Below are 14,956 nucleotides of genomic sequence, written 5' to 3'. Positions count from 1 at the left end.
TTCATCTATTATATAGCGAAAGATACTATATTTCTCTTGGTTTAAGTCAAGGGATTGGCAGACAAAATCAAATCTCACTACACAGCCGATAAACTTTATGCAAAATAGTGTATAACGTAGGGATATAATCGATTTATTGAAAAATAAAACGCATAGTAATAATGATGATGTTTGCGGATAACTACGATATAAAATGAAGAAAAAACGCCCCTCATTACAGGATGTTGCGGATCGAGTTGGTGTCACTAAAATGACAGTAAGTCGTTTTTTGCGTAATCCAGAACAGGTCTCTGAAGCTTTACGAGAAAAAATCGCTCGTGAATTAGATAGCCTTAATTATATTCCTAATCGTGCTCCCGATATTTTATCTAACGCGACTAGCCATGCGATAGGTGTTTTATTGCCTTCGCTGACTAACCAAGTGTTTGCTGAAGTTATCCGAGGCATTGAGTCGGTAACGGATAAATATGGTTATCAAACCATGTTAGCGCACTATGGTTATCGTGCTGAAAAAGAAGAAGAACGTCTGCTTTCTTTGCTCTCTTATAATATTGATGGGCTTATTCTTGCCGAACGTCATCACACACCTAGAACCTTAAAAATGCTAGAAACAGCGGGTATTCCTGTTGTTGAAATTATGGATAGTGTATCCCCGTGTTTTGATTCTGCGGTGGGATTAGATAACGTTGAAGCCTCTTACCAAATGGTAAATGAGATGATCCAACGTGGTTGTAAGCGAGTGATTTACCTCGGAGCAAGGCAGGATGAGCGTACAATTATGCGTTTGCAAGGCTATGAAAAAGCGATGCATAATGCCAACCTACCAACAGGCAATGTGATGACACCTAAAAGTTCTTCTTATTCATTAGGTGCTGAGTTATTACACGCCGCACGTCAGCAATATCCTGATTTAGATGGGCTTTATTGTACCAATGATGATATTGCTATCGGGGCTGTGTTTGAATGTCAGCGTGTAGGTATTGCCGTACCTAATGAGATAGCGATATCTGGTTTTCATGGTCATGATGTAGGTCAAGTAATGACGCCACGTTTAGCCAGTATTTTTACGCCTCGTGATGAAATGGGTCAGCAAGCCGCTGATTTATTACTTAAACGAATGAAAGGCAAAATGACTCGTGGACAAATTATTGACGTTGGTTTTCGCATTATTACAGGCGAAAGTATATAGTATTATTAGGTGATTGATTTATATTAAAAAAATCAGGAAATTTTTTTAACCCTATTATTATATAAAAATAATAGGGTTTTTTATTGTCATAAGTTTTTAATCATATTTTGCTTTCTTTATCTTTATAAGCGAGTTGTCGGTTTTATGAGATATTGTTCTTTATCAGGCGTGAGATAATGTCGCAAAAATTTATCAGTAATAAGGCAATTTGTTGTAACTTTGTTGATTACTCGATATTCATTTGCGAGTAACTTCACATTTTCACTTCTTAGTTTACTTTCGCTGTTGTTTTTATCTTCACTGTTCAGGTAATGTTACCCGTAACAGTTACGGGTAACATTACAAGAAAAAGACATCAATGTCTGCCTTAAGGAGCAATATATGAGCGATACCCAATCCCTACACCATGTGTTCATTTTAATGGGGGTATCAGGCAGCGGTAAATCTGCAGTGGCAAGTGGTGTTGCACAACATACAGGCGCTGCATTTTTAGATGGAGACTTTCTTCATCCTCGTGCCAATATCACCAAAATGGCGTCAGGTAATGCGCTAAATGATGAAGATCGTAAACCTTGGCTAAAAGCATTAAACGATGCCGCCTTTGCGATGCAACGTACTAATGAAGTTTCACTAATTGTTTGTTCTGCATTGAAAAAGCAGTATCGCGATTTGCTAAGAGACGGCAACCAATGCTTACACTTTTTGTATTTAAAAGGTGATTATTCTCTGATCGAAAGTCGCTTAAAAGCACGTAAAGGGCACTTCTTTAAACCTCAAATGCTAGTGACACAGTTTGAAACATTAGAAGAACCAACGAAAGATGAAAAAGATGTGTATGAAATTGATATTTCAGCGCCTCTTGATGCGGTTATCAAACAAGTAATCAACACCGTTAAATCAGTAACGGCGCTTTCTGAGGAGAATAAAGTATGAGCACTTTAACGCTTGTATTAACTGCGGTTGGTTCTGTATTACTGCTACTCTTTTTTGTTATGTATGCACGCTTACATGCCTTTATCGCCTTAATGATTGTTGCTATTGGTGCCGGTATCTTTTCAGGAATGCCGTTAGAAAAAATCACTCAAACTATGCAAAACGGGATGGGAGGTACACTTGGGTTTCTCTCTATCGTGGTCGCATTGGGGGCCATGTTCGGTAAGGTGCTACACGAAACCGGTGCATTAGACCAAATAGCAGTTCGATTATTAAAATACTTTGGTGAAAAGCGCGCTAACTATGCGTTAGGTATTGCGGGTCTTATCTGTGCGTTACCTTTATTTTTTGATGTGGCAGTGGTGCTATTAATTGGTGTGGTATTTGCTGTTGCTCGTCGAACTGGCGGCAATGTCGTTAAAATGGCTATTCCTCTTTTTGCGGGTGTTGCAGCAGCGGCCGCTTTCTTATTACCAGGCCCTACACCAATGTTATTAGCTGACCAGATGGGTGCTGATTTCGGTTGGATGATTTTAATCGGTTTATCTGCAGCAATTCCAAGTATGTTACTTGCAGGCCCTATTTTTGGTAACTTTATTAGTCGTTACGTTACATTAGAATTACCAAAAGATTTAGAAGAACCAAGTTTAGGTCATAACAAAATGCCTTCTTTTGGTTTTAGTCTTGCCTTGGTTCTTTTCCCTTTAATTTTAGTGGGATGTAAAACCATTGGCGCGCGTTTTGTTGAGCAAGGTACTCGTTTATACAATATCTTAGAATTTATTGGTCATCCTTTTATCGCGATTTTAGTGGCTTGTTTAGTTGCGATTTATGGCTTAGCGATTCGCCGTGGTATGAGTAAAGAAAAGGTGATGGAGATTTGCTCTGCTGCTATTCAACCTGCGGGTATTATCTTATTAGTTACCGGTGCGGGGGGCGTTTTTAAACAAGTATTGGTCGATTCTGGTGTAGGCCCTGCTTTAGGTAATTCATTAATTAGTGCAGGAATGCCAATTGCAATAGCGTGCTTTGTATTAGCGGGCGCAGTGCGAGTGATTCAAGGCTCCGCGACAGTTGCTTGTTTAACAACAGTGGGCTTAGTTTTACCCGTTATTGGCGAGCTAGGCTATAGCGGTGCACAAATGGCTGCACTTTCTATTTGTATCGCGGGTGGTTCTATTATTTTAAGTCATGTAAACGATTCTGGTTTCTGGTTATACGGTAAATTTACCGGTGCGACAGAATCACAAACCTTAAAAACGTGGTCATTGATGGAAACGATTTTAGGAACGACAGGGGCGATTATTGGTATGGTTTTCTTCGCCTTCTTATAAAAAAGAGTATTCACTTTTTTAGAAATGGCACATCAATGTATGTGCCATTTTTCATTGCTATAAATAACGATAAATTATGACAGAAAATAATTAGCAGCTAATTAATCTACAGGCTTATTTGCTTAGAGAACAAGGTGGAGATCATAACTTTATGGTCGATTATAATTCGCTGTTTATTCAACATACTGATTGTAATATTCATACGATTACTCTTATCAGAGATTCCATTTTGACATCCAGTCAAAAGCTCCATGATAGGCTTGTATTATTAGATGAGATGGAGCAACTATTTCATGACATGTTAGATAATGCTCAATCATTGGCTTCATTTTTAAATGAAATTGATGGGCATTTTACCCATAGCAATGAAGAAATTGAAAACTTCTCTAGTTGGTTAAAAAAAATCAAAGACAGCGCAAGCAATATTGACCGGCTTTCAAGTCAGGCAAATATTTTATCTATTAATTCAGCCATTGAAGCGGGACATATTGGTAGAGAGGGTGCGGGTTTTTCAGTATTAGCTCAAGAAATGAAAAAACTGTCGTTAGAAATTCAGCGCCAAGCTTCGGCTATTGCGACAATTAATAATAATGTCAGTTCTCGATTTATTCCGGTAAAAGAAAATACATTAAAAAATCAGCAACAATTACAAGAAGTTAAAAAAATTGTTACTGAAGGGCATGAAAACTTAAGTGCGCTTGCAGAACATGCAGGTGAGCTTAAACATATCTGCCAATTTATGTCGATGCAGCAATTTTTTAACACCGTTAAACTTGATCATGTTTTGTGGAAAGAAGCGATTTATGTTCATTTACTCAATAATGATGATGAAAATTGTGTTAATCAACATACTGAATGTCGCTTAGGAAAATGGTATTACCAAGGTGATGGACGTAAATTTGCCGGCACAGAAGCTTTTCGCCGTTTAGAAGAACCACATAAATTAGTGCACCAATGTGGACGTCAGGCATTAGCTGCAAATTTAATCGGTGATGAAAATGCAGTAAAACACTATATTGAGCAAATGGAACAAGCCAGCGTTAATGTGATTAAATATGTTGATGTATTGCTGGGATCCTTCAATAACTAAATAATTTAGTGATTTTTGTTACTAAAATTAAAAAAGGAGCAAGAAGCTCCTTTTTAGTCATCATAAAAGCCAAATTAGCCTTTTTTGATTAGTGCTGATAACTGTCCATATAAGGTATTTGCGCTGCTTTCATAACCTTCGCGAGTAAGATGGACACCATCTGGTCGCGCTAAATCATAAATTGCCCATGCTTTAATGGAACATTCACCACCCATATAATTACGCCAATCCCAAAATAGCGTTTTCTCTTGCTGAGCAACTTCTTTTTGGATTTTTACAATATCAGTCAGCCATTGTGGCTGTTGAGAGCGACAATCTGGCGCTTCTTTATTTTTGATAGAGTCGGAAGGGCCAATTAATAAAATTGCGCTATTAGGGGCTTGTTGGCGAATTTGGCGAATTTTATTGGTTAACTGTTGACGATAAGCGACTAAATCAAAAGTATCGTTAAAGGCTTCATTGGTGCCATAAGCCAAAATCACCATATCAGGATGTAATTGACCTAACGTTTCCGTCCATTGGCTACCCCATTTATCCATCATATTAATAGTTGCACCATTAATACCTAAAGTAGATAGCATCACTCCCGGCTTTTGATTGCTAATTAACCACCCTCCTAATTTTACTGGTTGGCTTTTATTTAGCGTAACATTCACTGGGAAGGTGACTGGTGTAGGGTTTGAAAATCGCCATTCACCATGAGTTTGCGATAACGATAGTGTTCGTGAATTTGACGACTGAACACTTATTTGCGCTGCTGTAGGGGCTTTATATAACGCTTGTAATTGATAGCGTTGCTGAGTCACTGGGTTTTCTGATAACTGTATTTTTGCCCATTTTGCTTGAGGCTCACTGATAAATCCACCTAGTGGGAAATCAGGATCACTATCTTTGCGGCTTGAAAGTAACGTCCAGGCCTTTTTATCACTTTGATATTGCATATTGGCAGTACGCTGCCCCGGGATAGTATTGGGTGGCACAAAACCAATCCCCGCATTACCATAATCCGCCTGAAAACGATCACGTAACTTGCCACTAAAGAAATCAGCCGCAGTATGCGAATCACCTAACTGAACAATATGTACAGTCTGATGGCCTTGCTTTAGCTTTTGCACAAAACGAGTAAAGTTCGGGTCATGATAATTATAAAGCTGTCTTGAACCATCAGCTGGCAACACAGTTGGTGTTGGCAGCTTAACAGTTTTTTCTTGCTCTTGATTACAAGCCACTAAGAGGGAAACTAAAGCCAGTATAATTGCGCTACCGACTAAGGTTCTACGCTCAAGGATGTGCGTTATTTGTTTCATTTGAGATAACCATATTTTTATCTTTTGTATCTACATTATCTACGGTTTCATCTTTCGGTTCTTCTTGAAGATGAATTCGCGAGAATACGTGTTGGGCAATAATTTGCTGGCCTTTCCAACTGAAATGGATCCCGTCGCCAGCACGTAATTTTACTTGGCTGCTGCCATCACCCATATAATCAGAGTAAATATCTTTCTTGTATTTAAACATATCATTGACAGAAAGATAAATTTCGCCCTGTTTTTCGGCCTCTTCGCGATAAAGATTATCAAGATAAGCCATACCTTCTGATAACTTCTGTTTGCGCATATTAGGCGGGCCTATCCAAATGACAGTAACATTATTTTGGCGCGCATTTTCCATAATGCCAGCAACACGGGCGCGATAAAGTGACTCCCAAGCTTCGCTGGCAAATTTAAGATAACGGCCACCACCGTCAGGTGGCATATCCCAAGGATCGTTAGGCCCTAAAAAGACAACTAAAAGCTTAATGGAATCGTCGCTTGCTAAACGGTTGGCAATGGTCTGTGGCCAATTGAAAAAACGAGGGTAAGCTAAACCTGTGCTTTGCTTACTTAAATCGATGCTACTGATTTTATAATCAGATTGAAGCTGGCGTTTAAGTAAAGGTGCAACACCTTGCATCATTGAGTCGCCAGCAAATAAGACTTTATCTTTTGGTAATAAAATGACTTCGGTTTTTTGTACTATCGGTTTTGGTGCTTCTAAAGCAGCATTAGAAATGTCTGTTGCTGACATATAGGGTAATGCACCTTTGGCATGTTGTCGTTGCAATAATTGCGGAAAGCGCTGAGTTAGCTGATAAGCAGGACGAGTATACCCATTGAAAAAATGCAGTCCCACAGCAAAGCCTTCTGGCAATTGTTCAGTCACATCGACTTTCACCCTCGGTTTGGCTTGATTATCTGGGTGATGAATGCGTAGATAATCACCATAACTTTCAGCAGCAATAAAAATTCCGTCACGTAATTGACCACCAATTTGCCACCCGTAATGATTAGATAATCCAGACCAAGGTGCAGGACGATGATATTGCTGTTGCCAAAAACGCTCTAACGAGGTTTGGTTTAGCCAAATGAGTAACAAGGCAGTTGCAAGTGCCATAAAAGCAACTTTTGCTGTCTTTTTTAAATTTGAACAGAAATCAAAAGCTGGCATAAATAAACCCCGGAACCCCATCAGGAGACAACATAAAAATGACTGTCAAAATAAGTGCTAAAGGAATTGGATAGACATACCACGGTATTCTACGTTCAAGTCGGATAATAACTTCTCTTAATGTGACAAAACACGGATAGAGGAGGAATAAACCCCAGAACATTGTTAGCGTTAATCCTTGCGCTTGTAATGAGGCCCAAGCACCTGCGCTAAAAAGTTGTTGGATAAGTACTATTGCATCACTAACAGTTTGGCTGCGGAAAAATATCCAAGCAAAACAGACAAAATGGAATGTAATTATCCATGACAACAACATATTTAATGAAGATAAAAAGTTAGGTGCCGCATTTTTACGCGCAGGGAACAGGCGGTGTTTAATATTTAATAACACCACACCAATACCATGAATAGCACCCCAAATAATAAAGGTCATTGCTGCGCCATGCCATAAGCCTGAAATAACCATAGCTGCAAAAGCATTAAAATTTTGTCTTATCGCACCTTTGCGATTTCCCCCTAAAGGAATATAGACGTAATCACGAATAAAGGTTGATAAACTAATATGCCAACGACGCCAGAAGTCCGCTAAGTTAATCGCTAAATAAGGTGCATTGAAGTTACGAGGAACCACAAATCCAAGTAATAATGCAATGCCTGTTACTAGGTTGGTATAACCCGAAAAGTTAAAATAGATATGCCATGCATAAGCATAAATCGCAGTTAATACTTGTCCACTCTGCGCCAAATCGGGTGCATTAAATACCGGATCAACATAGTTAGTCGAAAACCAGCCGCTTAACCAAAATAGCTTCATGATGGCTAAGACAATAAGCATTAACGCCCCTTTATAATCAATGATCTTTCGGGTTGGCGCTTGAATTTGAGGTAGAAACTCTTTAGCTCTATTAATTGGCCCTGCAACAATACTAGGGAAAAAGCACAGATAGAGCACGACATCAAGAAACGGGGCTTTGGGGATTTCTTTTTTACAAACAGAAACCACATAACTAACGGAATGAAAAATATAAAAAGAGAGCCCTAATGGCGCAAGTAACTCAATCAGTGGGAGCTCAACGCTGAGTCCCCATTGCTGGAAAACTTGAGTTAAAGATTCTTGGAAAAATGAGTAATATTTAAAAAGGGTAAAGTAAATGGCAACTAATATACCTAATAGCCAATAAATAACTTTAGCCGAAGTATATCGGGTTAATATGTTGGTAATTAAATAAATACAGAGTGTATAACTTAATAAGACTATCGCAGGACGATAATCCGCATAAAATAAGAACCCATAACTTACTGTTATAAGTAAGATATTTTGTATTTTGACCTGCTTTTGGAAGAGCCAATAGACAACAAAAAAGCTAATAAAGGCTCCGAGAAACTCGAATGAAAAAAAATTCATAAATGGCTCTAAGGGTATGGTTCAAAAGTCATATCAAACATGTTTACCCATATATTATGAATTCTTAGCAGGCTTTCAATCAAAAGATTATATTGTGATAAATAAAAGCCACTTTTCCTTATACAGAAAAGTGGCTTTTTTCATTATGAAAGCCTATTAAGGCTTAACTATTCGGCTTCGATTGCAACTGAACTTGAGAGATCAGTTTTTTATTTGAGTCGAACATTTCGGTGAGATAATCGTTATAACTTGAACCAAGTTCTGAATATCCCCTTAAGTCAGTGATTAACTGACGCGAATCAAGTTGCTGTTGTGTCATTCTTTGTTGTGCTCTTGATGAACGCAACGAAGTATAAGCACGGTGCGTATTAAGATTACGCACATAAGCAATTACAGAGCCTTCAATATCAGGGTAGGCTGCATAGCCTTTGGTTTTCCCTGGTACATTATTGCAAGACTGACTTGCGCACCGCATGCCGAATAAATTATTATTTTGTTGTGCCAATTTTGATGTTCCCCAGCCAGATTCTGTAGCTGCTTGAGTTGCGACAAAGTGTGTCGGAACAATATCAACGCGAGCCATTAACGAATCCCAATTTACCTTTTTTGGACTGGTACATGTAATGCCATAGTATTGACAGATATCACGCAGTTTTTTTAAATCTGCGCTGCCCCAGTGCTGGGCTTTACGTTGAGCGAGTAACCACTCACGATCCTGCAATATCTTATTATTGACTTGTTCAATAATAGGAACAATGACATTTAAAAACGCTTTCTTACGCTGTGTTCCCGAAGGATATTTTCTCAAATCAGGCAATGATGTTGACACACCTTTGAGAGAATACTCCTGCAGCATATGGGAACTGCCGGTACTGGTGGAAGCAAAACTTACCCCAGTAAAGAGTAGTGAAATCAAGAAAGCGAAGACGGCACTTGTCCTCATCAATTGAGAGGGCATTGCTTCTCCTCGTTTAACTGGATAAAAATCGAACGAATACTAGCAAATTACTTTTTTCATAGCTACAAAATATCGTCTCACATTAGGATAACTACGAGTGACTTACTAGGTAAAAACACCTATGTTGATGGAACGTACCGTTTTATAATCAATTTTTCTTTTAACAAAAAATGCTTTTTCTCGGTAATATTTAATTTATCTTATGGAAAATAGTGCAATTTAACTCAAATTTACTTTAAAAAGGGATTTTTAATGTATACTTTTTGTTTAAAAATCACTCAAATCTTGTTGTTTTGGGGCTTATTTTGCTATCTGTATAAAGCGCTTTTTCCGCTAAATCAGTAAAATCCGCTTCGCTCCAGTAGGTTTTAGGAATAGGTAAATCTTCCATATGTTCTGTTTTCCAAAGCTGAAATTCTGCTAATTGTTTTAAGTTATAACCCAAGTAAATACTTGGTAATGTGAGAAAATGAGGCGTGCCATTTTCTTCAAACGGTAACAGCGGAACACGTCTATCTGAAATATTATAATCACGCTTTAACACGAGAAATTTTTCAGGTACTCGCTGCTGACTATCCCACCATTGACCATCTATAACATCAAACCATTGCTGGGTTAGTGCGCGAGGTTGAGCTTCTAATTGAGCTAATGCTGAAGGAATAATGCCCTGCATAGATTGATTGTAATGTTCTAGTGTAGTGGCATGGCCATTCACAATCAGCGTAAGAGCAAGGCGTGCACCCATCAAGTTAGAATAAAGATCTTCAGGGGAAAAGGCCGAAATGCTTTCTGAAAAGCCGGGAACCGAACGAAATCCATACCATTGTGCAATTTCATGCCATACGGCAAGGCGAAAGCCAAGTCGAGCTGCAAGATAAGCGCTTAAGGTGTAACGTTGCGCTTTATCTTCAGGCGGTGTAAAGGCTTTAAAATGAATTTTACGTTCTGCTAGCTCATCACTAAGAGTGAGAGTCCACTCTTTTCCTAAGTTAGGGTAAATATGGGTAAATAAGTAATAAGTGTAATCGGCAGTATCGCGGACATGGGCAATATCAATAAATCCTCCTTTATGAGAATAAATTAAGCCAGACTTCTCACTACCAATTCCAAATACTGCTGCGGTGCCTAACCAAAAATTATCGTTATAACGGTGGTTACCTAATGTTGAGCTTTCAACCACATTATCAATACGATAAAAAGGAATGGGGATCCCTAACGCTTTGACTTTTAAATTGTAGCCAAAAGCACAGCATGGCCTTAAGCCATTAGGCGCTTCAAGTGGCGCAGGTACTTGCCAAGCTTGAGCGGCTTGTTCTTGTGTTTCGGTTTCAAGGTTAGCTGAAAGCGGTTTTACAGAAGCAACATTGGTACAGCCCGATAGCAGTAGAAAAAAAGCAATAATTTTAAGAAAAGGAAAAAACCTCAACATCAAAATGCCTCGCCAACCTGAAAATAAAAGCCAGTGCTCTCTTTACCAATACCGAAATCCAAACGCACATTCATACGTGGTTTAAATTCAAACCTATAGCCGATACCAATACTTGGCAACCAATGACCTTTACCTAAATCACGCGCTTGATCACTGAGCGTTCCACCACCCGCCCATAGTGCAATACCATGACGCCAATTCAGCTTCTGACGATATTCTATTTGGCTAGAAAATACATGGTTATCTTGGTAACGCCCTTCGTAATAGCCACGCATTTGATGTCCATTACTTAATTTAGAAAGTTGGCTCCAAGGTACTTCGCCAGAAGTAAAGCGCGCGTAATTATCAAATGCTAATACTGAATTATTACTTAAAGGATAATAGTAATTATATTGTAGTTGAGTTGCATTAAATCGATTATTGCTACCCGTATCTGGGGAGTAGTGTGTATAGCTAATATCAAAAGCCTGCCCTTGGTGAGCATTAGGCAAAAAATCACGGCTATCATAACTAAAGCGCACACTTAATCCTGAGCTGGTGGAACGTAACGGTAAATTACGTTCATTCATATATTGTTTGAATGGATTATCTGGTGCTGCTGCTTGTAAGTTAGAGTAATCCCATCCCAAACCAATATAGGTATTCTTAGTGATTTGGCGCAGTAGTGTAGGGGTTAGGCGTAATTCTTGAGAGCGATACTCACCAAAGTGCTCGTTAACTCGCCCTTCGTGATAGCCCGTTCCCCAAAAATTCGTTGGTACATTATTTAGTGTGCCAGTGAGATAAAAGCGCCAAGTGTCATCCGCAAGATAAGTGTAGTTGCTAAAAGTCATGCCAAAAGCACCGGTCGATGAACCAAAGCCACTTAATGAAATTGAGGATATTTTGCTATCAGGGCGCATATCTGCTTGATAAAGCCCTACTAAAGCGATGCCAACACCAAATTCTAATTCTGGCGTATAGAAAGGCCCTGGAAGGATCCCCCAGTCAATAGTTTTGCTGCGATCAAAGCTATTTTCGCCCCCTAATTCGGCAAGCCATTGGTCTATTTGTTGCCTATCAGGAAAGAGTTGTGCTTGTGCTGTGTGCGAAATAAAGAGGCTGGCAAATGCCAGCCCAAAAATAAAAGGGTACTTAACCATTAAAAACGGAACTCACCTGAAACAAGGAAACTATTACGATTATTAAAACCAAATTCAGTTACGATATTGAAGTTACGAGTTAATTCTAAACGCGCACCTAAAGTTTGGTTCCATTTGTGGGCAAGATGTTGCTCAACATCAAATTTAATATTACCCATCATTGATGGTGGCAGTATATTCATCATACCATCAAGTTCTTCAGGTAAATTTAGTCGACTAACATCACCTTTAAAACGTTGGGTAATATTTTGGTACATAGCACCTGTCCACACTTGTAATTTTGTATTACCTTGACCTGTGATTAGTGGGGCAAATACAAATTCATAACCCACGCGAGGAGTGATCACTAATGCTTTAATATCACCATCTAAAATATCTAAATTAGTTTTGGTATAGTTTAAATCAAAAGTACCAAAAAATTGGTTATAACCCCCCGCAAAAGTAAAGCCACCACCAAAAGTTTTACCTTCATAATTTAAATTGAACGGCAAATCATTAGCGATTTCTTGTCCACCTAAAGTAACAGCATTCAATTGGGCCGTAGAAGAACCTTTGGTTTTTCCGTAGACACCATAAATATTCATAAATGGAAAAATCCAAGTATCAAGTTTCATCATATGGGATTCATTACTACTACGAGTATGGCCAACATCAACACCCACAATTGAAAGAATATTTTGTCCTAACGGTTTATCCGAGCCAAACGCGATTTTATCTACGATGACATCTTGGCGTAGATTCATATAGTTATAACCAATCCCAAAAGGCTCAGCTAAATCATAACCACGGGCGCGGGCTTCATCACCCCAAATAGGAAGAACACGAGATTGGCTTGCTGGGGTGCGCGTATCTAATGATCCTTCATTATTTAAGGCAGTACCACCTGATTGATTAACGCTTAAAGAGAACAGTGGGCGGTCACTGTCTGCATAAGATAAGCTAGTGGCGAGAAGAGAGGCAGTGAAAACCACCTTATTTAAATTGGAAAAGTGCATACATAACCCACAAAAAAATTAGAAAATAAGTAATTAGAAAGAGTAGCCGAAAATTTTAATCTCTTTTAAGTTAATGGTCACCAGCTATATGTGCGAAGTAGAGATAAATACACTTATATTTGCTGTTATAACGGGATAGATCAGTAATTTTTTAATAAAAATCCTTATATCTCCTAATCTATTCTTAATAAAACTAGTGAATGTTAAAAAGAGAAAAATAAATTCTAGTCAGAAATAGAACTAATTATATTTTATTTGCTTATTTACCTGATTAAATTGGCATCAAAAGTAGGGAGCTGTTATAACCCCCTAGTGATTATTGATAATAATAATCACCTAGCATGGAGCTACCTTATTAAGGAACTTATATGACCTATGAAGAGTTATACCAATACGCTGTTTTTATGTTGTCTCGTCGTGATTATGGCGCAACTGAACTTAAACGCCGCTTAGAACGAAAAATAAGAGAAACAGATAGAGCAAAAGAAACAGTTACCGATGAAGAGTGCTTGCCACAAGTTATGGAGCGCTTATTAGAAAGCCAATATCTTGATGATAGCCGCACTGTGTACACTTTTTTTCGTAGTTACCTTAATAAATCTTATGGTCCTTTACGTATTCGCCAAGAATTAAGAGTAAAAGGTTTTCCCTCTGAAATTATAGAGCGTGTATTAGAAGAGACCGACACAGATTGGTACGAACTGTGCAAAGAACTTAAAGAGCGCAAATTTGGTACGAATAAACCAAAAGATTTTAAAGAAAAAAGTAAACAAATTCGGTATCTACAATATCGAGGATTTACTTCTGAATATATGAGCGCCTTATTTTAATAGACTAAAATGTCAAAAAATTAAGGCACTCAACAGCGTTATCGTAATGTCATGATTAACGTAATGTCATGGCAATATCGGCCAAGTCTTTCTGGTTATCTTTTTTAAAATAGACTTTTTGATGCAGTAACACATCAAACGGAAAAGGTGATCGTATAAATTGCACTTGTTCATTAGTAATACTTGAAATGAAGTGCGCATTTTCTGGAATAAAACAGTAACCTGCGCCTTCATTAATAAAGTGCAAAACATCTGACATCTCTGTTAAACCTAAGGTATGACACTGATAACCTTTTTCTTTAAGCCGATTAATCGTTGATATAAAAATAGGATTTTGCAATGTGCTACTTCTTTGTATCAGAGTTTCTTCCTTAAAAAACTGCTTCATACTCTGATTTTTATGCTTATCTAATAATATTTTGTGGGTCAGCATACCGACTTTTTGGGTACATAAATCCACAGATTGAATATTCTTATTTGAATATTCAAAATCGAGAGAAGAGATAACTAAATCAAACCCATCTTTAAACAGTTCATTTTCAATATTATCGATATAGCCATCGGTTAAAGACAGATTGTAGCAATGACTATTTTGTTTAATTGACAATAATTTTATTTTTAAATCTGGGTAATAAAGGCCATCAAGTTTAATTGCTAGGTTTTGCTTATCTTCTTTAGTATTTGAAATTTGGTTTTCTATGCTTTTTATCTTTTCATAATACGGGAAAAGTTTTTCATATAATGCTTTACCCGTAGGGGTCAGTGTTACGCCGGTTTTAGAACGTTTAACGAGTGATCTACCTACTTGACTTTCAAGCTCATTAAGCCCGTGGCGTAATGCAGATGGAGTAACGTTGATTAAATCGGCTGCTTTTACAAGGCTCTGACAGTTCGCAACAGCAAAGAACTGATTGATTTTTTTGAGAAAAACATGGTGTTGTTCCCTAAGTACTCCGAGGCGCTAATAATTGATATCGATACGCGTATACTCTGCCTATTTGCATTTGCTTTATTGATATTTGTCAATCTCCCTATCAGCCCGACTAAAAATGATAGAAAAATGGATAATATATAAAATGTGATAAAAATATAAAAGTATTGGCAATAAATTTAATAGCGAGTAATAAATTTAATGGCTAGTAATAAAATCAATCGATTGTTTGT

Annotated in this window: 13 protein-coding genes and 1 pseudogene; 5 read left to right on the top strand and 9 right to left on the bottom strand. The window is 38.0% G+C overall.

The genetic code is table 11. From position 1 onward, the window contains the following. The first annotated feature begins 193 nt into the window (after positions 1-193). From gntR to PH4a_RS04855, 4 genes are all read left to right on the top strand, one after another. On the top strand, positions 194-1,189 hold the full coding sequence (gene gntR, locus PH4a_RS04870) for a gluconate operon transcriptional repressor GntR (protein WP_129038174.1): 996 nt from the start codon (positions 194-196) through the stop codon (positions 1,187-1,189). A 381-nt stretch (positions 1,190-1,570) separates the two neighbouring features. Further along, on the top strand, positions 1,571-2,122 hold the full coding sequence (gene gntK, locus PH4a_RS04865) for a gluconokinase (RefSeq protein ID WP_064721209.1): 552 nt from the start codon (positions 1,571-1,573) through the stop codon (positions 2,120-2,122). Further along, a complete protein-coding gene (gene gntU / locus PH4a_RS04860) occupies positions 2,119-3,456 on the top strand; it encodes a gluconate transporter (RefSeq protein ID WP_064721208.1) in 1,338 nt (445 codons plus the stop codon). The genes gntK and gntU overlap by 4 nt, the downstream gene beginning before the upstream one ends. 151 nt (positions 3,457-3,607) lie before the next feature. Next, positions 3,608-4,546 (top strand): methyl-accepting chemotaxis protein, encoded by a 939-nt coding sequence (locus PH4a_RS04855; protein ID WP_129038172.1) that lies wholly within the window; start codon positions 3,608-3,610, stop codon positions 4,544-4,546. A gap of 74 nt (positions 4,547-4,620) precedes the next feature. Here PH4a_RS04855 and PH4a_RS04850 read toward each other — a convergent pair whose 3' ends face one another. The 7 genes from PH4a_RS04850 to PH4a_RS04820 all read right to left on the bottom strand — a co-directional run bounded on the left by PH4a_RS04850 (position 4,621) and on the right by PH4a_RS04820 (position 12,962). Beyond that, entirely contained in the window at positions 4,621-5,853 is a 1,233-nt protein-coding gene (locus PH4a_RS04850) for an SGNH/GDSL hydrolase family protein (protein WP_129038170.1), read from the bottom strand. After that, positions 5,828-7,033 carry an SGNH/GDSL hydrolase family protein gene (locus tag PH4a_RS04845; RefSeq protein ID WP_129038168.1) on the bottom strand — a complete coding sequence of 402 codons (1,206 nt, stop codon included), beginning with the start codon at positions 7,031-7,033 and terminating at the stop codon, positions 5,828-5,830. Before PH4a_RS04845 ends, PH4a_RS04850 begins: the two co-directional genes overlap by 26 nt. After that, a complete protein-coding gene (locus PH4a_RS04840; RefSeq protein ID WP_129038166.1) occupies positions 7,020-8,438 on the bottom strand; it encodes an MBOAT family O-acyltransferase in 1,419 nt (472 codons plus the stop codon). The genes PH4a_RS04845 and PH4a_RS04840 overlap by 14 nt, the downstream gene beginning before the upstream one ends. Positions 8,439-8,601: 163 nt before the next feature. After that, positions 8,602-9,396: a protein bax gene (locus PH4a_RS04835; protein ID WP_129038163.1), complete on the bottom strand. Its 795-nt coding sequence runs from the start codon at positions 9,394-9,396 to the stop codon at positions 8,602-8,604. A gap of 274 nt (positions 9,397-9,670) precedes the next feature. Further along, positions 9,671-10,825 (bottom strand): DUF4056 domain-containing protein, encoded by a 1,155-nt coding sequence (locus PH4a_RS04830; protein ID WP_129038161.1) that lies wholly within the window; start codon positions 10,823-10,825, stop codon positions 9,671-9,673. After that, positions 10,825-11,967, bottom strand: a complete 1,143-nt coding sequence (locus PH4a_RS04825; RefSeq protein WP_129038159.1) for a BamA/TamA family outer membrane protein — start codon at positions 11,965-11,967, stop codon at positions 10,825-10,827. Before PH4a_RS04825 ends, PH4a_RS04830 begins: the two co-directional genes overlap by 1 nt. Continuing rightward, entirely contained in the window at positions 11,967-12,962 is a 996-nt protein-coding gene (locus PH4a_RS04820) for a hypothetical protein (RefSeq protein ID WP_129038157.1), read from the bottom strand. The genes PH4a_RS04825 and PH4a_RS04820 overlap by 1 nt, the downstream gene beginning before the upstream one ends. A 368-nt stretch (positions 12,963-13,330) precedes the next feature. Between PH4a_RS04820 and PH4a_RS04815 the strand changes: the two genes are divergently transcribed. After that, positions 13,331-13,792 (top strand): regulatory protein RecX, encoded by a 462-nt coding sequence (locus PH4a_RS04815; protein ID WP_064721200.1) that lies wholly within the window; start codon positions 13,331-13,333, stop codon positions 13,790-13,792. Positions 13,793-13,847: 55 nt separating this feature from the next. On the opposite strand, the gene PH4a_RS18240 is transcribed toward PH4a_RS04815, so the two are convergent. Continuing rightward, the gene (locus tag PH4a_RS18240; RefSeq protein ID WP_244212933.1) at positions 13,848-14,399 is read right to left on the bottom strand and encodes a hypothetical protein; all 552 of its coding nucleotides are present in this window, start codon (positions 14,397-14,399) and stop codon (positions 13,848-13,850) included. A gap of 150 nt (positions 14,400-14,549) precedes the next feature. Further along, positions 14,550-14,708: pseudogene (locus PH4a_RS18475) on the bottom strand (helix-turn-helix domain-containing protein); the annotation flags it as partial. Positions 14,709-14,956 lie beyond the last annotated feature (248 nt).

Source organism: Proteus hauseri (assembly GCF_004116975.1).
Taxonomy (GTDB): domain Bacteria; phylum Pseudomonadota; class Gammaproteobacteria; order Enterobacterales; family Enterobacteriaceae; genus Proteus; species Proteus hauseri.
Note: the sequence above shows the minus strand (reverse complement) of the source record. Positions and strands in the feature narration are given on the sequence as shown.